A 21,452-nucleotide genomic window follows, 5' to 3' on the forward strand; every position below is an offset into this window, starting at 1 on the left:
TATAATAAATGAACATTTTCAAGCAGGTTTCCTCTCTAATTTCTAGCAAATTAAATAAGTTGAAGCAAAGGGGTGTTATAAGTACGAATGCAACAAACTTTATTGTAGAGCCTCCGAGCAATAGAGCGCATGGAGATATTTACACAAATGTTGCTATGGTGCTTGCAAAGCATGAAAAAAAGAATCCAGTTGAGATTGCAGGGATCTTAGCAGAAGAATTTAAATCTTTTGATGAAGTTGCAAAAGTGGAAATAGCAGGTCCTGGGTTCATCAATATGCACTTGAAAATGGAAGTATGGCATGGGATTTTAAAACAAATAAATGAGCTAAAAACGGAGTTTGGCACTCTCAACATTGGAAACAATCAGGCCATCAATGTTGAGTTTGTATCCGCAAATCCAACTGGGCCACTACATATTGGTCATGCAAGAGGGGCAGTGTTTGGTGATGTTTTAGCAAATTTGCTAAAGAAAGTTGGTTATAAAGTTACTAAGGAGTACTATATCAATGATGCTGGAGCGCAGATAGATACGCTAATTCGGTCAGTATATTTGCGGTATAAGGAAGCTCTGGGAGAGAAAATTAGCATCGAAAAAGGTTTATACCCAGGTGAATATTTAAAACCAATAGGGGAGGGGCTAGCTAAAAAATATGGCAAGGAGCTTAGAGAAGAGGATGATAATCAAATAATTAGAGAGTATACTTTAAGTTCCATTTTAGAGATAATAAAGGAAGACATGAACTTACTTGGAGTAAGTCATGATGTCTTTACTTCAGAGTATGAGCTACAAAAAAGTGGCAAAATCGAAGAGAGTATAAAGATATTATCTGATAAGGGTCTAGTGTATGAAGGGTACCTGGAGAAACCAAAAGGTAAAGAGAATGAAAATTGGATTTCCAGAAAAGAAATGTTATTTCGCTCTACAACATTTGGTGATGATGTTGACCGCGCACTAAAAAAAGAGGATGGTAGCTGGACTTATTTTGCATCGGATATTGCTTACCATTTTGATAAGATATCACGTGGTTTTAACAATATGATCGTAGAGCTCGGCAGTGACCATGGCGGTTATATTAAAAGGCTTAGAGCAGTTGTCTCTGCGCTCAGTGATGATCAAGCAAAGATAGAGGTAAAACTGCATAATATTGTGAATTTCTTCGAAAATGGCAAACCTGTTAAGATGTCGAAAAGATCAGGAAATTTTCTTACAGCTAGGGATGTAGTGGAAGAGGTTGGCAGGGATATAACTCGTTTTATAATGTTAACACGCAAGAATGATATGGTCTTGGACTTTGATTTTGCTAAAGTTAAAGAACAGTCAAAAGACAACCCTATTTTTTATGTGCAATATGCGCACGCCCGTGCTCATTCGTTAATGCGTAATGCTCCAAAAGAGCTCCCAACAGCAGACCCTTCACTTTTAAAGACAGATGGGGAGCTATTCCTCATAAAAACCTTAGCAAAGTGGCCAGATGTGGTAGAAATATCTGCAAGGCTTTGTGAGCCACATAGAATCACTTTCTACTTACTTGAAGTTGCAGAAGCGTTTCATGTTTTATGGGGATATGGCAAAAGTGATTTAAATATGCGGTTTATACTGGAGAATAACTTAAATTTCACCGCTGCAAGAATGTTTCTCGTCCAAGCCTTAGCACACGTCATTGCTTCTGGACTTTCGATTTTTAATATAGAGCCTTTGAAAGAGATGAGTTAATTTTAATGCGTAATATTAAATGTGATAATAAATTATTGATGTAAATACAATAAGGCCAAAAATTATACAAGAGGTCTGTTAAAATCACGTATGTCGATTGTCTTGAAGTCACACAATTGTTCTGTAGAGCTATGTCCTGTAATAATTACTGTACCGTTCTGCTCAGAGCGTATTGAGATTAGGTTCAATACTAATTCACATGTTGTGCTATCAAGATTACAGAATGGTTCATCTATCAGCCAAATGTTTGCATTAGAAATTAAAAGGCGAGCAAGCGCAACTCTTCTTTTCCAGCCTGCAGAAAGTTCACCATATCTAATGTTAAACACAGGCTGCAACTCTAAACAATAAGCAGCTGCCATAACTGATTCTCTAGTGTTCCGTATTCTTGCCCAGAATTCTATGTTTTCACCAATTGTTAAACTATCTTTACAGGCGTTTTTATGTCCTACGTAAACCATGGAAGATATAAAGGATTTTGGATCATCATATATGTCTTTTCCGCAGTATCTTATATTGCCTGATACTGGTGGTAAGAGTCCAGATAAACTTCTGATTAAGCTGGTTTTGCCGCTACCATTTGGACCAGTGATTAAGATTTTTGATTTTGGCTCAGCTTTAAAATTGAGGTTTTTAAATAATACTTTGTTATTACGAGCACAGGATAGATTTTTACATTCAAGCATGGATTATCTGCCTTTTCCTTTATATTTACCCTTAGTTGAAGACTGAGCTTTTATAAATAGCTCCCAAAATCCTTTCTTATCACCTTCTCTGTTTATCAATTGTGCAAAATGTTTCATTAAACTATTACCCATCATAACCATCTTTGTCCATTTACCTAACGGTTTTGCTATATCAACTATTTCTAGATCTTCTTTGTAAACTTGCATATTCTTTTGTTTCTCCCTTAGCATTTCCTGTTGTTTCATCAACTCTTTTTGCTTATTTTTTTGATACAATTCATTAAATCTTCTATTTTCTTCCCACTCTTCTTTGAGAACTTTTAGAGGAAATATAATTTTTCTAATATGATTTTTGTATATTTTTCTCAAAAAGAGAAATACTGCAATTATAGTAAGTAATATCGTGCTATATGTAATGATTTGTCCGAACGGCATTTTTATACTCAGCTTATTGGCAAGCGGTATTTACAATTATACCATAACTATAGAAATTTTACAATTTTTTTCTGGATAAAGATAGTAGACTAAAAATTTCTAAAGGACAAAAGCAACGTATTTACGTACAGGCTATCAACTACTACACTCAAAACTGACAAGTGATTAATCATTGGAGAGTAGAGGAATCACGGCTCTCTAATGAATAAAGATGGACTGTGTCAAGCTGGTGAGTAAGGTGGAAATTGAAAGAAAATCTAATTGTTGGTTATCATGCTAGATCTACAATATAAGTTATAAAATTTTTAATCATTTTGGCTTATAATAATTTCTGAGTTAACCTTAGATTTCCTGAGCTGTGGTTTCTTTTACCCATGTTGAATTCCTAGCTTTTATACTCTAATTTAATTCCAGTTTTGACTATATAGGAGGTCACAATGTCAAACAATATCTATAGCGATCAAGTTAATAATAGTAATTTATATGCCAACAAACTTTTTTATGGTGAAGAGGGTGAGCAAGTCGAAAATCTAGGAGATCAGGTTGCGGGAAAAGAGGATGATAAATCAGAAGAAGATTTACTTCGTGACTGTAGAGATGAAACTAAGAAGGCAAAAGATAAGTTAATACAGTGTAAAAAAGATGCTGTGGAATCACAAAGAGAAATTACACAATTAGAAGCAGAAGCTAGTGAATTAAAGTCACAGGTTCAAGAAGAAAGAGAGAAGGTAGAACAAACTAAGAATGAAGCTAAGGAAGCAAAAGATGAGTTAATACAGTGTAAAAAAGATGCTGAGAAGATGAAAGAAGGCTCTGAACAGGCAATTAATCAGGCAAAGTATGATGATGCTCAAGCAGAAGCTAAACAAGCAAAATTAGAAGCTAAGCAAGCAAAATTGGAAGCTGAGCAAGCAAGAATAGAAGCTTTGAGGTGCGAAATTGGACAAGAGAGAGAAGAAGTTATGCGGTGTAAAATTGACAAGGTAAAAGAAGAACTTATGCAGTATAAAATTGACATGGCAAAAGCAGAGAATAAGTGTTATAAAAAAGCAGCTGAAGAATGTAAAAAAGAGAAAGGAAGTGATAAAGAAGAACTTATACAGTGTAAAATTGACACGGCAAAAGCAGAGACTGAGTGGTATAAAAAAGAAGCTGAAGAATGTAAAAAAGAGAAAGGAAGTGGTACAGATAAACCTTGTCCCAATGGAGGAGGTGGAACTAATGTAGTCAAACCTGTTACTAATGGAGGAGGAGATGAAACTAATGTAGTCAAACCTGTTACTAATGGAGGAGGAGATGAAACTAATGTAGTCAAACCTGTTACTAATGGAGGAGGAGATGAAACTAATGTAGTCAAACCTGTTACTAATGGAGGAAGGGATGAAAATAGAGAAATTACGTCTCAAAAAATAACCCCAGATTGTAGCAAGGAAGAAATTTGTGGATCTTATGCTCGTTTTTATGGAGAAAATGGAAAGATAGGTTATCAAGGTTTTAATACATCTGATTTATTAAAGCATTTGTATTCTGAGATGTACGGTAATCCTAAAATTGCACCATATATAGAAAAGGGAGCAGAGGGTGGTTATGGTGCAGTAAATTTTAAATTTGCCTTTACTGATACTCTTAGTTCAATAGGCTACTTTAGTGATATAAAATGTGATAAATGCATTAATAGTCCACAAGAGTTAGCGTGTCAAGAAGAAGGGATTAAGAGTTTCTGCTACTCTAACGACTACTATGCTACTAAAGAATGCAACAAGAATTTTTTTTCTAGAGAATTATGTCCTGATCTCGTTAAAGAGTTCGGTGAAATAAATGTTATGAAAGCAAAACAAGTTGCACCATTGATACTTGTTAATAACTCAGGACAAATGATAGATAAAGAGGGCAATAACACTCAAATACACTATAATTTATTAAAGCCTTATCTAAAGGCTAATGGTAAAATCAAGGACTGTGGAAATGACCAAAAGTGTAAGGATTATATTCCAATCATGAAGAAAGTTGCATGGGATACTGATAAGGAAGTACTGTTAAAAACTGTTTTTGATGATATGCAAAGAGCGAGTCCTTACTATGAAGATAATCCTGTTTCTGATGATACTAATTTTATATAAGACTAAATGTTTTCTGGGCTTTTCAGCTCAGAAAACACTTTTTTAGAAAAATAGAATTGGTGACCTTACTCAAAAAAAAGTAGAGAAGAAGTTTTTGTTGTGAGAATAAATTTAGCAGAGTTTATAATATAATATTTAAGTTATTTATGATAAAAAATAGATTTCTTGCATAACTAAGCGTCATCCCAGCTGGGATTTAGCAAGAAAATCTAGATTCCAGCGTTACGCGCTGGAACTCTTTAAATTCCAGTAGTGCAAGAAATCTAATTTCTACGTGTTTAAATATGGAAGTTCTAGTTTGTTGAACAGAACGTTGAGAAGTATCAATAAGAAGCTCCCTTTTGAGTAAACTTTTCTGCAACGGGGGAGTGTTAAATAAACTGTGTCAAACCGAGAAGTAAAGTAATAAATTGATAAAAAAATGGAGGTTTGACAATGAGTCAAGCAAACACAACTACCGGTTTGGTAGACTATAAAGAATTAGAAACAAATATCTTATCATCTATACGAGAAGGAAGACCATTGACAGGAAGAGATGGAGCATTAACACCATTTATAAAAAAACTGCTAGAGGGAAGGCGAGATAGAAAACCATTTGTCGGCTGAAAGCGAAGAAAACAACCGAAGAAATTCAAAGACTTTACGGACAAGTATTTGAACTATTGACACCAAGAGATAGAGAAGGAAGTTTCGAGCCACAAGTAGTCAGAAAAAGGCAAACAACCGAACTTGAAGCAAAGGTTTTAAGTACATATGCCAGTGGCATGGGATATAGCATCGCATGTAGAAGAAATATAAAATATCTGCAGCAGAGATATCAAGTATTACTGACAAATTGTTACCGGTAATCAACGAATGGCGCAGTCGTCCGCTGCAATCTGTATATCCAATAGTGTTCATGGTTTTTTAAGGTCAAGGAGGACGGGCATTGTGTAAGCAAATGTATGTATAACATATTAGCAAAATGGCAGAAAAGAAGTTTTGGGTTTTTATTTGGCTGAAAGTGAAGTTCTGGTTGGAAGTACTAAATGACCTAAAGGAGAGAGGAGTAGATGATATTCTGATAGCTTGTGTTAAAAAGCTTTCCTACAGCTATAAATAGCGTATTTCCTAAAGCAGAAATGTATAGTACATCAGATAAGAAATTCACTGAAATATGTATCGAGCAAAAGTTTTCATGAATGATTTGAAAAAAACATATCAAGTAGAGAAATAGCCGAGAATTATTTGCTTGAGCTAGAGGAAAAATGGGGAGAAAAATATACTTTAGTTTTGGGAGAATAATTGGGAAAATCTGTCTAGTTATTTTAAATATTCCGGCCCTGTAAGAAAGTTAATTTATACCACAAATCCTATTGAAGGGTTACATAGACAGATCAGAAAATTTACTAAAACTAAGGGCTCATTTACTAGCACAAATGCCTTGTATGAATAGGTATATTGTGCTATAAAGAAGGCAGGAGAGAAATGGACTATGCCTATACATGATTGGGCTCTAACTATATCTCAACTTGATATCTTGGGAATGTTCAAAAAAGTGTGTCAAAGCGAATTTTTAGTTCAACTCAATTTTTAACCTATCAGGAAAAAAGATATCAAGTTGAGATATAGTTAGAGCCCAATTAGGCAAAGCCATAGCCCATTTTTGCTCTATCTTTTTTATAGCACAATATACCAATTTGTACAAGGCATTTGTACTGGTAAATGAACCTTTGGTTTTAGTAAATTTTCTGATTTGTCTGTGCAACCCCTCAATTGGATTGGTGGTATAAATTAGCCTTCTAACAGGGCCAGAATACTTAAAATAACTAGACAAATTTTCCCAATTGTTTTGCCACGATTTTATGACTAAAGGATATTTTTCACCCCATTTTTCCTCCAGTTCAAGTAAATAATTTTCGGCGATTTCTCTACTTGTAGCACGGTATATTTTTTTCAAATCATTCATAAAAACTTTTATATCTTTGCTGGATACGTATTTTAGTGAATTTCTTATTTGGTGCACAATGCATAACTGTACCTCAGCATTGGGAAATACGCTATTTATAGCTGTAGGGAAGCTTTTCAGACCGTCAACACAAGCTATCAAAATGTCTTCTACTCCTCTCTCTTTTAAGTCATTTAATACGCCTAGCCAGAAGTTAGCTCCCTCACTTTCTGCTAAGTAAAAACCCAGTACTTCTTTTCTGCCATTTTGGTCTATTCCTAATATATTGTACATGCATTTACTTATGCAATGTCCATTCTCTTTGACCTTAAAAAACATCCCATCCATAAATACTATCGGGTATACTGATTGTAGGGGACGACTCCTCCATTCATTGATTATAGGCAGTAATTTATCTGTAATTCCAGATATCTCTGCTGCAGATATTTTATGGTCATAGATTTCTTCCACATAGGATGCTATATCCCTGTATCCCACACCGCTTGCAAACATGTTCAAGACCTTTGTTTCAAGTTCTGGATGTAAGCTTGTTTGCCTTTTTTTCACTATCTGTGGTTCGAAACTTCCCTCTCTATCTCTTGGTGTCAATAGTTCAAATACTCGTCTTCAAAGTTTTGCCATTCTTTCCGTTTCTTCGATTCTTTTCTTCTCTTTCATTGGATAAATGATGCTCTATTTCACCTTCTAGACTTGCTTCCAGCAGCCTTTTTACAAATGGTGTTAATGCTCCATCTCTCCCCATCAATGGTTTACCTTCCCTTATTGATGACAGTATATTTGCTTCCAGCTCTTTGTAATCTACCAGGCCAGTCGTTCCATTTTCTATTTTGTAACTCATATATCAAACCTCTATTTTTTGTTTCTATTTTATTTTTATTTCTCGGTTTGACACACTTTTTTGAACATTCCCGATATCTTTTTTCCTGGTAGGTTAAAAATCGAGTTGAACTAAAAATGCGATTTGACACAGTTTATTTAACACTCCCTTTTTATTCTGGATACTAGGTTAAAAATAGAACGTTTAAATTTCTTGTTTTTATTGTTATCATACTTAGATTTCCTAAGAACTTATTTACTACAAAATACAACAAGTTCTATTTATTTGAGAAAGTTGTGCGTCTTGTAGAACAGATTTTGTTGTAGGTTTCTCTGTAGCTATTTCAAGGTTTTCTTCTATGCTTTTTTGTTCTCTGTAATCTTTAACTTCTTGAATGAAATCTTCAAGCCACTTCTCACTACCTATCTTGGCATGTCGTTGTTGCTCACCTTTAAGAAGTTTTATTACAGCTGCATCTTGATTTTCAGGCACTCTTTGATATTTAAGCCACAAGTCACGAATATCAGGAGGAGCTTTTTTCAAATGAGCTTCAAAGGTTGCTTTTGTGTCTTTTGTACTTTCTTCTTGTTGATCTTGATGGAATTTAAACCAGAAATTGCGAATATCAGGAGAAGCTTTATCCCAAAGAAGTTTAGTAATTTCTTTTATATTTCTCAGATCTTCTTGTTTCAATCTTTTACCATCACCTATATATCGTTTATTAAGACCAACTTGCAGAGGATAAAGTAAAAAGGTAGTTTTGCTCTGTGAATGTATAGGTCTATTTAAAATCATTGCTAGATTTGTATCACAATCTTCTAATACTGCTTTAACTTTTTTAACATCTAAATAATCTATTGCTTGACGTAATTTATGGTGAAGATCACTTGTTCTCTTTAAGTTTTTCACTTTTTGCATATGCGAATCATCATTTCCTTTCGCTTCTTGCATAGCTATATCACACGAAATACTCTCAATTTTTTGCTCCATTTTCTGTATACATTGATTAATTTCCTTTTGATTTTTTTTGAATATAATCAACTGTGAAGTGGTACAAGGGTTAGGTAGATCGTCTTTAAACTCTTTTTGTATATTACTAGGTAATTCGCTTTTCAAAACTTCTTGTATATCGCTATCGTAATTATTTTTTATATTCTCAAAGTTGCCTTGTATAGCTTCACTAATTAATGAATCTCGAATGTTTTTTTGTCTGTCAGTTAATAACATACCTTACCTCTATCTCTTATGGCAAATTTAGCGCTATAATTATACGTATTTATAATCAAGTCAAGAGAAAAAATTAGCAAAGCGGTTGAAGTTTTAATAACATATAGCTTTCACAGTACTGTCTATGGAAAGTCTGCAAGTTTTACGTTCAATTGCGTTTATTGTGGGAATTTTTCTATTGTTGTTTGGCGTAGCAATGCTTATTCCTGCTATTACTAATAATTATCTAGGTTACGAATGGAAAAATTTTCTGGTTGGATTTATAGTTACCTGCACATTTAGTGCGATTTTTATTCTACTGGGTAAACTAAATAGGGTACATGGAATGCCGGCAATTTTTGCGATTACCAGTTGTACCTGGATTGCATTATCTCTATTTGCAGCTATTCCATTTTATCTTGATAGTTTAAGCTACATTGATGCACTGTTTGAAGCAGTATCTGGGATTACAACCACAGGAGCAACTGTTCTAAGTTACATCGAGCAACAATCTCCGGGGATACTACTGTGGAGAGCAATGCTGCACGGTATAGGTGGTTTTGGAGTAATTACAGTAGGAATTGCAATTTTTCCCATATTTAAGGTTTTGAGCTTAAATAATTTACTCTATTCTGAGTACTCAGATGCTCTTAAAAGAAAGTTACCACATACGCGAAGCGTAGTAATACATATTGCAGAAATATATTACTGCCTAATTTTATTGTGCATATTTTCCTACTATCTAGCTGGCATGCCATTATTTGACGCAGTATGTCACGGAATGTCCGCTGTATCAACTGGTGGATTTGCTAACTATAACGATTCTATAGGCTACTACAATAACCCTATATTGGAGGTCATAACAATTATCTTTATGATTTTAGGCTCTTTACCTTTTCTGAGCTATTTAAAAATTATAAGACGATTAGACGTTTGTTATGATGAACAGGTCTCTTACTTTATTAAGATAGTTGTTATCTCATCTTTGCTTGCTTGTTTTTGGTTATATAAAAATTTTGACTTAGGAGTATTTTTATCATTTAGGTACAGCACATTCACCATTACCTCCTTTATCACATCAACTGGCTATGTAATGTGCAACTACTTGAATTGGAGCTTTATTTCAGTCTTAGCTTTCTTTTTAGCCTTTATTGGTGGATGTGGTGGTTCTGCTAGTGGTGGAATCAAAATCTTCCGTTTAGTCATTTTTCTAAAATCTATAAGGAATTACTTTAGCTCTTTATTAAATCCAAGTGAAAGCGATAGAGTAAAACTCTCACTTTTACCCACAACTTTGAGAGGTCATTATGCGAAGCATAACCATGCTTTCCCTGAGGTTTTCATAACCACGCCATAGAGTCATAGTTCCTGGTAAATTATCACTTTTTCTATTCATAAATCCACCTAATTTTCCTAACCAAATAATAGCTTGTTTTATGTTTGGAGGTTCTTCTGGCAATTTGGCTACTTTATGCTCACGTATGTAAAGGGTTTTCCACTCTTCATTACTTAAAACCTTGGTACAAACCTCCATGGGATTCGATAAAGCGACTTTTGTTAAATATAAAATTTTAAATGCAATAATGCTCTTTATAGCGATTAATTTCTCTAATCTTTCTTTTGTAGCTAAACGAGAGCTTTCTACCTTACATCCTGATTTTAAAATCCTAAAATACTCCTCGATTTTCCATCTTAGCTTATACCAATTGATCCTTTCTATAGCATCTAAAGTGCTATTAACTGGTACATTAGTCAGCAAAGTCCAATCAATAGCTTCTACTCTTTCAGGAGGATTTGTTTCTTTGGCACTTACTACATATATAGCGATTTTATCACTTATTTTATGCTCTGTATCTTTCGATCCATAAATGTAAGAAGATCTGATAGGTATATAGCCTTTCATATACCTGACTTCAATGTTAGCTTTTCTTGAGATTTGGTATTTATTTTCAGCAACATTCAAAACAATTTCCCTTTTTACAGGCAGTTGAGTTATACGTGTTTGCAAATCCGTTTTTCCCCCTTCAATACAGATGAATTTCCTATTAGTTCGGTTGCGGATTACATAAAAACTATCCAATGATTCAATAGTCCATAAAAACTTAAAAATATCTGCTTCCCTATCACCAATAGTAACAAGCTGTGCACCTTCTGCGAGGTTATTTAGGGTTTCTTTTAGTGCCGCTATCCATTTATAGCTTTCTTTCTCCTTTATAGCAGTACGGTATTTCCTGTTTGCTTTTTCTTGCGCTGTTTCTTCCCTGATAGAACGTGCCCAACACTGTTGAGAAGATAGCCCTAAAGGTAATCCGTCTTTGTTAACTATTAAGGCACTGTGCAATAACAAACCCTTTTTATGTTTTGTATAGGCTGACCTTACCCAGAAAAAGTAGACAGAAAGTTAAGACGTTTTTGAAGTAAAATAAAACGTTTTTTCAAAGAGGTGTGGTATGACAAAAAGAAAAGAATATACAGCAGAATTCAAAATTGAAGCTATAAGACTAGTAAAAGAAACAGGTCAATCATCAGCAAAAATAGCAAGAGATTTGGGTATTAGCGGTGATTCATTAAGCAGATGGGTAAAAACATACAATGATAGAATGTCTGGAGTAGATGCGTTTCCAGGAAAAGGGAAAGTAGCTCATTGTGACAAAGAAAAGTTTGATTTAAAGAAAGAGCTGGCAAGAGTAACGAGGGAAAGAGACATTTTAAAAAAAGCCCTGGGATATTTTGCAAACCAAAAAGAGTAAAATATTCTTTTATAAAAGAACATGAAAACTGCTATAAAATACGGGAATTATGCAGATTTTTGAACGTATCTGCTTGTGGTTATTATAAATGGATTACTAAGGAAAAAAACAACAAAAAATCAATAAGAGAAGAGCTCATACAAGATATTCAGAAGGTATATCGAGCATCACAATGCAGATACGGAGCTCCTAAAATTCACGCTGAATTAAAGGCTTTAGGTAAAAATTATAACATCAAAACAGTGCAAAATGTTATGCAGAAAAATGGCATTCAAGCTAAGCTTAGACGAAAGTTTAAAAGTAAAAAACCACAAATAGACAATAGAGTTATAACTCCTAACATATTAAATCAGAATTTCATCGCTGATCAACCTAACAAGATATGGGTAACTTGACCTTACCCAGAAAAAGTAGACAGAAAGTTAAGACGTTTTTGCTATGAGAATGATGAATCAAAAAGCTCAGGAATGCAATAGTTAATAGTAGAATGTCTACGCTGTTTATTATAAAAAATTTCTATATATTCAAATATTGCGGTTTTAGCTTGTTGTGCAGAGTGTTGTGAAGTATCAATGAGTAACTCTCTCTTAAGTGAACTAAAAAAGCTCTCTGAAACAGCATTATCATAACAACAACCTTTGTGACTCATACTAGAAGTAATATTTTTTGTACTTAGTAAAAATTGATAATTTTTAGAGGTGTATTGCGATCCTTGATCGCTATGAAATAGTAGATTTTTAGCAGATTTGCGCCTACCAATAGCCATGAATAACGCATCTATAACTAATTGCCTATTTACTGCATTACTCATTGACCAGCCAATCACCATGCGTGAATATAAATCTATTATTGCTGCCAAATATAACCATCCTTCATTAGTTTTTATGTACGTAATATCAGTTACCCATATCTTGTTAGGTTGATCAGCGATGAAATTCTGATTTAATATGTTAGGAGTTATAACTCTATTGTCTATTTGTGGTTTTTTACTTTTAAACTTTCGTCTAAGCTTAGCTTGAATGCCATTTTTCTGCATAACATTTTGCACTGTTTTGATGTTATAATTTTTACCTAAAGCCTTTAATTCAGCGTGAATTTTAGGAGCTCCGTATCTGCATTGTGATGCTCGATATACCTTCTGAATATCTTGTATGAGCTCTTCTCTTATTGATTTTTTGTTGTTTTTTTCCTTAGTAATCCATTTATAATAACCACAAGCAGATACGTTCAAAAATCTGCATAATTCCCGTATTTTATAGCAGTTTTCATGTTCTTTTATAAAAGAATATTTTACTCTTTTTGGTTTGCAAAATATCCCAGGGCTTTTTTTAAAATGTCTCTTTCCCTCGTTACTCTTGCCAGCTCTTTCTTTAAATCAAACTTTTCTTTGTCACAATGAGCTACTTTCCCTTTTCCTGGAAACGCATCTACTCCAGACATTCTATCATTGTATGTTTTTACCCATCTGCTTAATGAATCACCGCTAATACCCAAATCTCTTGCTATTTTTGCTGATGATTGACCTGTTTCTTTTACTAGTCTTATAGCTTCAATTTTGAATTCTGCTGTATATTCTTTTCTTTTTGTCATACCACACCTCTTTGAAAAAACGTTTTATTTTACTTCAAAAACGTCTTAACTTTCTGTCTACTTTTTCTGGGTAAGGTCAACTTGATATTACGTACATAAAAACTAATGAAGGATGGTTATATTTGGCAGCAATAATAGATTTATATTCACGCATGGTGATTGGCTGGTCAATGAGTAATGCAGTAAATAGGCAATTAGTTATAGATGCGTTATTCATGGCTATTGGTAGGCGCAAATCTGCTAAAAATCTACTATTTCATAGCGATCAAGGATCGCAATACACCTCTAAAAATTATCAATTTTTACTAAGTACAAAAAATATTACTTCTAGTATGAGTCACAAAGGTTGTTGTTATGATAATGCTGTTTCAGAGAGCTTTTTTAGTTCACTTAAGAGAGAGTTACTCATTGATACTTCACAACACTCTGCACAACAAGCTAAAACCGCAATATTTGAATATATAGAAATTTTTTATAATAAACAGCGTAGACATTCTACTATTAACTATTGCATTCCTGAGCTTTTTGATTCATCATTCTCATAGCAAAAACGTCTTAACTTTCTGTCTACTTTTTCTGGGTAAGGTCAGGCTTTAGAAATACTACCTAGACCCTTAGTCTTTATATGAGAGTCAAAATCCAAATAACTTGTATCTTGAACTGAAAATACAATCTCATCTCCTTTTATCCTTTCTATAGTTTCTTTATAATGGGAAGAATAAATTTCCTTAGCTTCAAGCTTTTCATTGCTAAATAATCTGTATGCACCTTTAGCTTCTTTCCATCCTACACAGCTTTGATTAATTGACCCAGACGCCTTATTCTCTATTAAATAGCTTGTTTTAATAAGTCTTTTATTAAGCCTTACATCTCCCAGATTAACATGTCTCAACTCTTTTTCTAGCCATTTATCTCCTAAGCCATCAGCACATTGTACATTTCTATTTACTTCACACATTTTTACCTCATCTTACTCAGTATATTTTTCTCTATCTTACTTGCTTTTTATACTTGTGGGTAAAAGTGAGAGTAAAACTCAATGGTAAAATACTGGAGAATGATGAAGTTCAATCTGTCTTTACGTTTTTTGCGATTTACATGTTAACGTTCGCTATATCATCAATAGTGATGTCTTACTTGAGCAATGCGGACTTTATAACTAGCATCAGCTCTGTTTCTGCAATGCTTACAAATTCTGGCCCAGGATTTAGTAACCTAATAGGTCCTTCAGGTAATTATTCCTCCTTTAGTGGTGGAGTAAAGCTATTTCTATCGTTTTTGATGCTGCTTGGCAGGCTTGAAATATTGCCAATTTATTTTTGTATAGGTAGTTTATACTGGAAACTTTGCCATTCCAGAGTGTAACGCTAATTCAGGTTTACATTTAAATTCTATTACATATTATTATAAGTATTACAAAACTTTAAAGGACAATTATGGCAGTTATGCCAGATAAATGGATAAGGGAAAAGGCTGAAAACTCTAGAATGATAGAGCCTTTTGTGAATCATAAAAGCAGTAAGGGTGTTGTATCTTTCGGATTATCATCTTATGGCTATGATGCAAGAGTTAGTAATAAGTTTAAGATTTTTACTAATGTTAATTCAGCTATTGTAGACCCAAAGAATTTTTCTGAGAATAGTTTCATAGATAAGGAAACAGATGTATGTATAATTCCACCAAATAGTTTTGTACTTGCCAGCACAGTGGAGTATTTTCGTATACCAAGGAATGTACTGGTAATTTGTGTTGGTAAGTCAACTTATGCAAGGTGTGGTATTATAGTAAACGTTACTCCCTTAGAACCTGGATGGGAAGGTCACGTCACACTTGAATTCTCGAACACCACTCCACTTCCTGCAAAAATTTACGCTAATGAAGGCGCATGCCAATTTGTGTTTTTAAGCGGCGAAAGTGAATGCGAGAAATCATATGATGATATGAAAGGAAAATATATGAACCAACATGGTATCACTTTGCCGTTAGTTAAGTGATTACTTTAGATGCATTTCTTTATTAATTGATATCCTTTCAAGCCGCTAATACTGATTGCATTTGCCTAGTTACAAAAATAATGTCTGTGCTAAAACATGCTCATATATAGCTCTTTTTCTAATAGTTCGAATAGCTGGATATTCTTTCTGGCTCAATTTTTTATAACAAACCAATGGTTTGATTAAAATCAGGAGAATGTGTAGGCAGATATATAACTTCAGCACCGACACTTTTAACAAATTCACTTGTTTTCTATGAAAAGTTGCATTATCCAAAATCACCCAGCAAAAAGTTTGAACTAGCTATTAAAAACGTCTGTATCGCAGTAGCCTTCAAAAATCATAGGCGCCATAATTTTTCCCTTATTCAAAGCTGCAATCATACTAATACGCTGACTTTTGTGTTATCAATTCCAGATTAGTCGATATATACAAGAATTTCAGTGTTTTTTGTTGCTATGAGTTTTTTAAGCTCAGCACGTTTTTTCTGCGTCCTTAAATAGTCCTAATTTTAATTTGTTTTAAGTTTAAAGTCTTTCGTTAGGTTTGCAGAATACATTTCCTTATTATCTTGGTTATAGAAAGTAAATTTGTGATCGTCTAAACCTAATATTGCAAAGCCAAAGCCGAAAAAGTTTCTAACTTCGTGTGCTAAGTAATTTCTACTATTTGGATAGTTAAATTCTACGTTTTGATAAACAGGTTCTTGATCTTGAGCGTGTAATAATGCACCGCCGTTTCCAACTATAATCTGATCTGGAACATTATCCATTAATAAAATCTGGGCTATATGAATGTGGCCAGAAACTATGGTAGTAACATTGCTTGGAAATTTATCTCCAAAAGCTTCAATTTGTGTAAGATTACCATGGCTTTTTAATGTCAAAAATTCTTTTTTTGGAGATCTCCAAAGTGGTTTATGAGTCAAAAACCACGTGGGCTTATCTTGTATCAATTTATCAAACTGCCTCTCAAAAGCATCAACTGTGCTTTGGGTTGTAAAAATTTCCTCACCGGATGAAGAGTCGAAGATAAAAAACTTCATCGGCCCAGCATCTAAGAACCAACTGGAAATAAGATCTTCACATTTTTGAGGGGAAAAGGGGTATGAATCTAAATATCTGAACCATCCTTCATAAGCTCTATTACAACTCTCATGATTTCCACGAACAAAAAGAAAAGGAGATTGTGTTAAAATATCTTTTGCAGGCTCAAACCAATCAGCGTACCAAGCTTCTTTGCTATATCCATAAATATCGCCGCACTTTTTTGTGTTTCTACATTTTGTTTGTCTATAATGATAATCACCAACATGGATAATTAAATCTGGTTTATGAAAAGCGATTGAATCTAAATTTTTTTTCAAAGGCCAGCTATCTACAGAATTACATTCTTGCTGAAATAACATATTTATTCTACATCCTGTATCGCCAATGAAGGCAATTTTGCTGATCTTTTCCGCTAATACGGGAACTTTTATATTGTCAATACTAATGTTTTGAGCATTTGTTTCTACTATCAGTTCACAAACTGTTTCGGTATTGTTAATTGAGCTGCGACTTAGCATTTCTACTTCCTTATTATCGACGTAAGCAATGGGACACATGTTATTGTCTATAATCGCACGTATGCTTAATTTATTTTCTGGAATGATTTGAGACCATGTGTACAATATTTGTGCATGAGTGGAGTGAAAGCTAATTGTAAGAGATAGAATTAAAAAAATGAAGATATTAGCTACTTTCATTTGTATAAAGACCTAAATTAAGAATTAGTATTAAGATTATCTTAAATGATTAAAGTTTGTAACCATAAAATTCATAGTTAAATTATACAGGCATTTCCTAAATTATCCTAGTATCAGATTGACACTTTAGATGAAAAACCCTAAAATGATTAAGTAATTTAAAGTAATTATATAGAAACTAGAATAAAGTGCGGTCGTGGTGGAATTGGTAGACACGCAGCGTTGAGGTCGCTGTGGCTCACAAAGCCTTGGAAGTTCAAGTCTTCTCGACCGCACCAAGTTGTTTGGTGTAGGTGAAATGTTTATAGGAAATCAAAGTAGAAATAAAGTAGAAAGGGCCATCAGTGAAGTCAGGCGTGGTCTTCCAATTTTAATATATGATGATGAAAATAACTATCTATTGCTTGCTGCTGCTGAAACTTTAGAAAAAAATTTATTTAGTCAATATAAGCTTATATCAGGTAATGTGTATGTTACTTTGACTGCAAGTAAGGTAAAATACATATGTCAGAGTAAAGAACATAGTAGCAAACGTCTGTTGATAAGCAATTTTGATGAACTGCTCCATTTAATAAACTGTTCAAAGGAAGATTGGATAAAAGAGTTGCAATGCTCAAAGACAATAGATGCGTATGCTGTTGCCTTGCTTAAGTTCTCAGAATTATTGCCATACGCGTTAGTGGCTGATATGACTTTTGAGAATAAACATGAAATGCGAAATTGGTGTGAAGAAAATGACATTATTGCACTAAATACGTTACTTGTGAATGATTTTCAACAAAATCATAGTGTGTATGAAGTGTGCAAAACATCATTATTTTTAAAACAGACTCAAGAAGTAGATATCATATCTTATAGAACCAAAAGTGGCGGAAGAGAACATTATGCAATTATCATTGGCAATCCAGATAAAGATAATGAGCCATTAGTGAGAATTCATTCTTCATGCTATACAGGAGACTTATTAGACAGCTTATCATGTGATTGCAGAAGCCAGTTACATCAAGCGATTCAAATAATGACCGACTTTGGGAATGGCATTATATTATACTTGATGCAAGATGGGAGAGGCATTGGTTTAACTAATAAGTTAAGAGCATACAGTATGCAAAGAAAATATAATCTTGATACTGTTGATGCAAATAGAGTATTGGGTTTTGAAGATGATGAAAGGAGCTTTGCTGTTGCAGCTAAAATACTTAAGAAATTGAACATTAACAAAATACAATTACTTACAAACAATGGTAGAAAGTTATCAGAGTTGAAAAATAACGGTATAGAAGTTACAAAGTGTGTACCACTTATTATGGAACGCAATGAATATAATGATTCATATATGGAAACAAAATTTGGCAAGTTAGGCCATGGATTAAGGGTTTATTAGCTTTTTTGTTATAACTACTTTGTTAGCTTGCTATGTTAATTAATATAAGTTAAGATTTTTAAGAATATTGAGATGCTGAAATTTTTAAAACAAGAAAAAAATAATGAGTCATTGGATAAGGATATAAATTGGAATTCAAGTCGCTATAGCACAGTTGTTGCTCAGAGAAATACTTTACTTTTATTTACATTAATATTACTAGTTGCAATTTCTATAAGCATATTAGCTATATTTAAAATTAGCACAAGTAGCACTATTGAGCCATTCGTTATAGAAATTGATAAAAAATCAGGAATAGTGCAATTGGTTGATCCTGTTACAGTAAAACAATATTCTGCAAATGAAACGCTGAACGATTATTTTATTTCAGAGTATATAAAAGCAAGGGAGGTTTTTGACCCATATAATTATAATTATAATTATTATACAAAAGTAAGGTTGTTTTCTTCGCCTAGTGTATATAGTGAATTTAGCAATTATATAAAATCGCAGAATATGAATGACCTTTTTAATTTATATTCAGATGCTAAAGGTGAGTTGAAAATTCGTTCAATTCAAAAATTAGGTAATGATGCTCTTCAAGTGAGATTTTCTATAGAATTTACACGAAAAGATGGAAATTCCTCAAGGAAAAATAAGATAGTTGTGATGTCGTATAAATATGCATCGCTTGAAATGAATGATCAGCAAAGATATATTAACCCGTTAGGGTTTCAAGTTATTTCATATAGAGTAGATGATGAATATGTGTAGGATATTGTTAGTTTTAGCTTTACTAATAAGTGGCAACTTAAATGCATCTATTAATAATAAACCTATTTCTGTAGATAGTAGAATAAAGACTTTTGTATATAGCCCTAATGAGGTGTTTACAGTAATTTTTAGTCAAGGTTACTATTCTTATATTGAGTTTGCAGAAGGGGAAAAAGTCAAAAATATTGCTGTTGGTGATGCATCAAGTTGGAAAATTAATCCTTATGATAATAAACTGCTTGTCATGCCATTTGAAGTCAGTAGTCGCACTAACATGATTATTACGACAACTAAAAAGAGAAATTACATTTTTGATCTAATTTCAAGACCAAATTACGATAAATACCCAGATACTGATGCTAAAAAAGTGGATCATGATTATTCCGTTGAAAAGGATATATCTTACGTAATACGTTTTTATTATCCTCAAGAAGAAGATGAATTTGATGTTGATTTAGATGAGGTTTCTTTACCTACTCAAATGCAATACATTACAGAAAAGCCAGAAAAAATAATACAAGAAAATAATACGAGGTACAACTATACATATATTGATGAAGGTGGTAACGTAGATATAGTTCCAATTGAGTTATTCGATGATGGTTATTTAACCTATTTAAAGTTTAGAAATAGTAATAAAATTCCTCAGATTTTTATAGAAGGCGAATCCTGTAAAAGGCTGTTATTTGATGATTATGTTGTAATAAAAGGAGTACATAAAAAGCTATTAATGCGTTATGAAGGTAGTGAAGTTGAAGTTATAAATAGGTCACTTTAGTTCTGGTACATATAATATGAGTAAAGAAAGGCATAATAGTGTAGAAGATGAATCAGAGATAGAAAGCAAGGTAGTAACAGTTGGCTCTAATCAAGGTTATAAGGCATTGATGATAGTTATGGTAGCGCTCTTAGTTGGTGGAGTGTACTATCTTTATTTTAGTCCTTCTAATAAAGAGGGTCCAGAGATTGTTAAAAAAGAGGAAACAAAGCAAAACATTCAAGAATTGAAAGGAAAGTTAGAACAAGTTCCAGATAATGCAATAGTTTCCGAAAGAGTAGTAACTGATCTCTTGCCACCCTTACCTCCTCTTCCTATTCCACAAGTCATACCAGAAGTAAAACAAATCAAAAAAGAGGAAGTGACAAAAAAAGAAGAGCAACTAAAAGAAATTCCCTTGTCAAATATACCTGTTTTACCAAAGCAAAATTTTCCTTCTGGTAATGTTATTAGCAATTTGCCTACTTCATTTCCTACAATAGGGGGTGGCGGTTATCCTAGAGACAGACGTAGTGCACAAATGTTAGCAATTTCAGGTAGTAGTGGGGAAGGTAAAGCTAAAGATGCTGTTTTATCCAATACCTCAGCACAATCGAGCAAAGCTACCAAATCTGGAAAGCTTGGTTTAATGATTATTCAAGGTAAGGTTATTGACGCTATTCTTGAAACTGCAATAAGTTCTGACTTACAAGGAATACTCCGTGCTGTTGTTAGTAGAGACGTTTATGCAGAAACTGGTGATACAATTTTAATACCAAAAGGTTCAAGGTTAATAGGTGGTTATTCATTCGACTCAAATGTTGCAAAAGCCCGCGTGAACATAAATTGGAATAGGATCATTCTTCCTCATGGTATAGATGTTGCTATTGCATCATCTGGTACCGATGAGCTTGGAAGGGCAGGGATAGCTGGAATAGTTGATAATAAAATAGCAAGTGCATTATTCTCTTCAGTGGCACTTGCTGGTGTTTCGATTGGTTCAGCTGTTGTAGGACAAAAAGCCTCTAATCTTATCGATGCGCTAACTGCCATGGATGCAGTGAAGTCTATTACTGCAACTGAAATAGATATTTCTTCTCTCAAAGGGGCTATTGTTGAGAGATTGGAGAATTCTATAAAAACTGAAGTTGGGAAGGTAGGAGACGAAAAATGGAAATTGGGTATTAGGGCTATTGAAAAAATTCGAAATGCTAAAAGTGATCAGGATTTGCTGAGAATAATAAAGGAAGAAATAGTAAGTGTGATAAAAAGTTCTGGAGCTAGTGGAGTTGATACAATTACTAGTGACAATATCGGTATAACTTTAGACGATGTACGTCAACTGTTGAGGCAAACTCAGAAAAGAAGCAAATCTGTTTATGATGAAGCAATTGGGAAGTCAATCAATGATTTTTCCAAAGACATGCGAGATATAGTTGATAGGAGTGTAGATAAAAAACCAACTATTTATGTTAATCAAGGAACTGCATTGAAAGTATTTGTTAACCAAGATATAGTATTTCCTCCACAGTCAATATTAAATAACTGAA

General features: G+C 33.5%; 14 protein-coding genes, 1 tRNA gene and 7 pseudogenes. 13 read left to right on the forward strand and 9 right to left on the reverse strand.

The features are described 5' to 3' along the window. Nucleotides 1-8: 8 nt before the first annotated feature. Nucleotides 9-1,715 (forward strand): arginine--tRNA ligase, encoded by a 1,707-nt coding sequence (gene argS / locus ACQH21_RS03645; RefSeq protein ID WP_395461072.1) that lies wholly within the window; start codon nt 9-11, stop codon nt 1,713-1,715. A 62-nt stretch (nt 1,716-1,777) separates the two neighbouring features. Here the strand turns inward: argS and ccmA are convergent, their stop codons facing one another. Both ccmA and ACQH21_RS03655 read right to left on the reverse strand, forming a co-directional pair. Beyond that, nucleotides 1,778-2,401: a heme ABC exporter ATP-binding protein CcmA gene (ccmA, locus tag ACQH21_RS03650; protein ID WP_064085635.1), complete on the reverse strand. Its 624-nt coding sequence runs from the start codon at nt 2,399-2,401 to the stop codon at nt 1,778-1,780. 3 nt (nt 2,402-2,404) lie between these two features. Then, nucleotides 2,405-2,836 carry a hypothetical protein gene (locus ACQH21_RS03655; RefSeq protein ID WP_264682413.1) on the reverse strand — a complete coding sequence of 144 codons (432 nt, stop codon included), beginning with the start codon at nt 2,834-2,836 and terminating at the stop codon, nt 2,405-2,407. 437 nt (nt 2,837-3,273) lie between these two features. Here ACQH21_RS03655 and ACQH21_RS03660 point away from each other — a divergent pair, with 437 nt between their 5' ends. Both ACQH21_RS03660 and ACQH21_RS03665 read left to right on the forward strand, forming a co-directional pair. Next, a complete protein-coding gene (locus ACQH21_RS03660; protein ID WP_425384515.1) occupies nt 3,274-4,956 on the forward strand; it encodes a hypothetical protein in 1,683 nt (560 codons plus the stop codon). 435 nt (nt 4,957-5,391) lie between these two features. Then, a pseudogene (locus ACQH21_RS03665) lies at nt 5,392-6,532 on the forward strand (IS256 family transposase). Here the strand turns inward: ACQH21_RS03665 and ACQH21_RS03670 are convergent. Together ACQH21_RS03670 and ACQH21_RS03675 are read right to left on the reverse strand one after the other, a co-directional pair. Further along, nucleotides 6,512-7,742 (reverse strand): annotated as a pseudogene (locus ACQH21_RS03670) (IS256 family transposase). The pseudogenes ACQH21_RS03665 and ACQH21_RS03670 sit on opposite strands and share 21 nt — an antisense overlap. Nucleotides 7,743-7,979: 237 nt before the next feature. Beyond that, nucleotides 7,980-8,948: a hypothetical protein gene (locus ACQH21_RS03675; RefSeq protein WP_425384516.1), complete on the reverse strand. Its 969-nt coding sequence runs from the start codon at nt 8,946-8,948 to the stop codon at nt 7,980-7,982. A 124-nt stretch (nt 8,949-9,072) separates the two neighbouring features. Here ACQH21_RS03675 and ACQH21_RS03680 point away from each other — a divergent pair, with 124 nt between their 5' ends. Next, nucleotides 9,073-10,284 carry a TrkH family potassium uptake protein gene (locus ACQH21_RS03680; RefSeq protein ID WP_425384517.1) on the forward strand — a complete coding sequence of 404 codons (1,212 nt, stop codon included), beginning with the start codon at nt 9,073-9,075 and terminating at the stop codon, nt 10,282-10,284. On the opposite strand, the gene ACQH21_RS03685 is transcribed toward ACQH21_RS03680, so the two are convergent. Continuing rightward, complete coding sequence (locus tag ACQH21_RS03685; protein ID WP_425384518.1) at nt 10,210-11,268, reverse strand: IS4 family transposase; 1,059 nt, start codon at nt 11,266-11,268, stop codon at nt 10,210-10,212. The two genes, ACQH21_RS03680 and ACQH21_RS03685, sit on opposite strands and share 75 nt — an antisense overlap. Nucleotides 11,269-11,377: 109 nt before the next feature. Here ACQH21_RS03685 and ACQH21_RS03690 point away from each other — a divergent pair. Next, nucleotides 11,378-12,069, forward strand: a pseudogene (locus ACQH21_RS03690) (IS3 family transposase); the annotation flags it as partial. A 44-nt stretch (nt 12,070-12,113) separates the two neighbouring features. On the opposite strand, the pseudogene ACQH21_RS03695 reads toward ACQH21_RS03690, so the two are convergent. After that, nucleotides 12,114-13,267 (reverse strand): annotated as a pseudogene (locus tag ACQH21_RS03695) (IS3 family transposase). Nucleotides 13,268-13,350: 83 nt separating this feature from the next. Here ACQH21_RS03695 and ACQH21_RS03700 point away from each other — a divergent pair. After that, a pseudogene (locus ACQH21_RS03700) lies at nt 13,351-13,812 on the forward strand (IS3 family transposase); the annotation flags it as partial. 41 nt (nt 13,813-13,853) lie between these two features. On the opposite strand, the gene ACQH21_RS03705 reads toward ACQH21_RS03700, so the two are convergent. Continuing rightward, entirely contained in the window at nt 13,854-14,225 is a 372-nt protein-coding gene (locus ACQH21_RS03705) for an IS4/Tn5 family transposase DNA-binding protein (protein WP_425384519.1), read from the reverse strand. Between the two features lie 68 nt (nt 14,226-14,293). Here ACQH21_RS03705 and ACQH21_RS03710 point away from each other — a divergent pair. Both ACQH21_RS03710 and dcd read left to right on the forward strand, forming a co-directional pair. Next, nucleotides 14,294-14,632 (forward strand): annotated as a pseudogene (locus tag ACQH21_RS03710) (potassium transporter TrkG); the annotation flags it as partial. Nucleotides 14,633-14,703: 71 nt separating this feature from the next. Beyond that, nucleotides 14,704-15,261, forward strand: a complete 558-nt coding sequence (dcd, locus tag ACQH21_RS03715; RefSeq protein WP_006012513.1) for a dCTP deaminase — start codon at nt 14,704-14,706, stop codon at nt 15,259-15,261. Between the two features lie 155 nt (nt 15,262-15,416). Here dcd and ACQH21_RS03720 read toward each other — a convergent pair. Both ACQH21_RS03720 and ACQH21_RS03725 read right to left on the reverse strand, forming a co-directional pair. Continuing rightward, nucleotides 15,417-15,757: pseudogene (locus ACQH21_RS03720) on the reverse strand (transposase); the annotation flags it as partial. A 15-nt stretch (nt 15,758-15,772) separates the two neighbouring features. Further along, on the reverse strand, nt 15,773-17,008 hold the full coding sequence (locus ACQH21_RS03725) for a metallophosphoesterase family protein (protein ID WP_007302607.1): 1,236 nt from the start codon (nt 17,006-17,008) through the stop codon (nt 15,773-15,775). A gap of 190 nt (nt 17,009-17,198) precedes the next feature. Between ACQH21_RS03725 and ACQH21_RS03730 the strand changes: the two genes are divergently transcribed. From ACQH21_RS03730 to ACQH21_RS03750, 5 genes are all read left to right on the forward strand, one after another. Further along, nucleotides 17,199-17,286: transfer RNA gene (locus ACQH21_RS03730), tRNA-Leu, on the forward strand. 20 nt (nt 17,287-17,306) lie between these two features. Then, nucleotides 17,307-18,392, forward strand: coding sequence for a GTP cyclohydrolase II (locus ACQH21_RS03735; protein ID WP_064086006.1), 1,086 nt, complete (start codon nt 17,307-17,309; stop codon nt 18,390-18,392). Nucleotides 18,393-18,464: 72 nt separating this feature from the next. Next, nucleotides 18,465-19,145 (forward strand): virB8 family protein, encoded by a 681-nt coding sequence (locus ACQH21_RS03740; RefSeq protein WP_374699801.1) that lies wholly within the window; start codon nt 18,465-18,467, stop codon nt 19,143-19,145. Beyond that, complete coding sequence (virB9, locus tag ACQH21_RS03745) at nt 19,132-19,923, forward strand: P-type conjugative transfer protein VirB9 (RefSeq protein ID WP_019236950.1); 792 nt, start codon at nt 19,132-19,134, stop codon at nt 19,921-19,923. The genes ACQH21_RS03740 and virB9 overlap by 14 nt, the downstream gene beginning before the upstream one ends. A 16-nt stretch (nt 19,924-19,939) precedes the next feature. Then, nucleotides 19,940-21,451, forward strand: coding sequence for a TrbI/VirB10 family protein (locus ACQH21_RS03750; RefSeq protein WP_425384520.1), 1,512 nt, complete (start codon nt 19,940-19,942; stop codon nt 21,449-21,451). Nucleotide 21,452: the final 1 nt, after the last annotated feature.

It is taken from the genome of Wolbachia endosymbiont (group B) of Eupithecia inturbata, assembly GCF_964030915.1.
Taxonomy (GTDB): domain Bacteria; phylum Pseudomonadota; class Alphaproteobacteria; order Rickettsiales; family Anaplasmataceae; genus Wolbachia.

What these genes read in the sequence shown, in the direction of transcription:
- ACQH21_RS03680 (WP_425384517.1), top strand. Translation starts at nt 9,073, where the DNA reads ATGGAAAGTCTGCAAGTTTTACGTTCAATTGCGTTTATTGTGGGAATT.
- ACQH21_RS03725 (WP_007302607.1), bottom strand. Translation starts at nt 17,008, where the DNA reads ATGAAAGTAGCTAATATCTTCATTTTTTTAATTCTATCTCTTACAATT.
- ACQH21_RS03740 (WP_374699801.1), top strand. Translation starts at nt 18,465, where the DNA reads ATGCTGAAATTTTTAAAACAAGAAAAAAATAATGAGTCATTGGATAAG.
- dcd (WP_006012513.1), top strand. Translation starts at nt 14,704, where the DNA reads ATGGCAGTTATGCCAGATAAATGGATAAGGGAAAAGGCTGAAAACTCT.
- ACQH21_RS03750 (WP_425384520.1), top strand. Translation starts at nt 19,940, where the DNA reads ATGAGTAAAGAAAGGCATAATAGTGTAGAAGATGAATCAGAGATAGAA.
- ACQH21_RS03735 (WP_064086006.1), top strand. Translation starts at nt 17,307, where the DNA reads ATGTTTATAGGAAATCAAAGTAGAAATAAAGTAGAAAGGGCCATCAGT.
- ccmA (WP_064085635.1), bottom strand. Translation starts at nt 2,401, where the DNA reads ATGCTTGAATGTAAAAATCTATCCTGTGCTCGTAATAACAAAGTATTA.
- ACQH21_RS03660 (WP_425384515.1), top strand. Translation starts at nt 3,274, where the DNA reads ATGTCAAACAATATCTATAGCGATCAAGTTAATAATAGTAATTTATAT.
- virB9 (WP_019236950.1), top strand. Translation starts at nt 19,132, where the DNA reads ATGAATATGTGTAGGATATTGTTAGTTTTAGCTTTACTAATAAGTGGC.
- argS (WP_395461072.1), top strand. Translation starts at nt 9, where the DNA reads ATGAACATTTTCAAGCAGGTTTCCTCTCTAATTTCTAGCAAATTAAAT.
- ACQH21_RS03655 (WP_264682413.1), bottom strand. Translation starts at nt 2,836, where the DNA reads ATGCCGTTCGGACAAATCATTACATATAGCACGATATTACTTACTATA.
- ACQH21_RS03675 (WP_425384516.1), bottom strand. Translation starts at nt 8,948, where the DNA reads ATGTTATTAACTGACAGACAAAAAAACATTCGAGATTCATTAATTAGT.
- ACQH21_RS03705 (WP_425384519.1), bottom strand. Translation starts at nt 14,225, where the DNA reads ATGTGTGAAGTAAATAGAAATGTACAATGTGCTGATGGCTTAGGAGAT.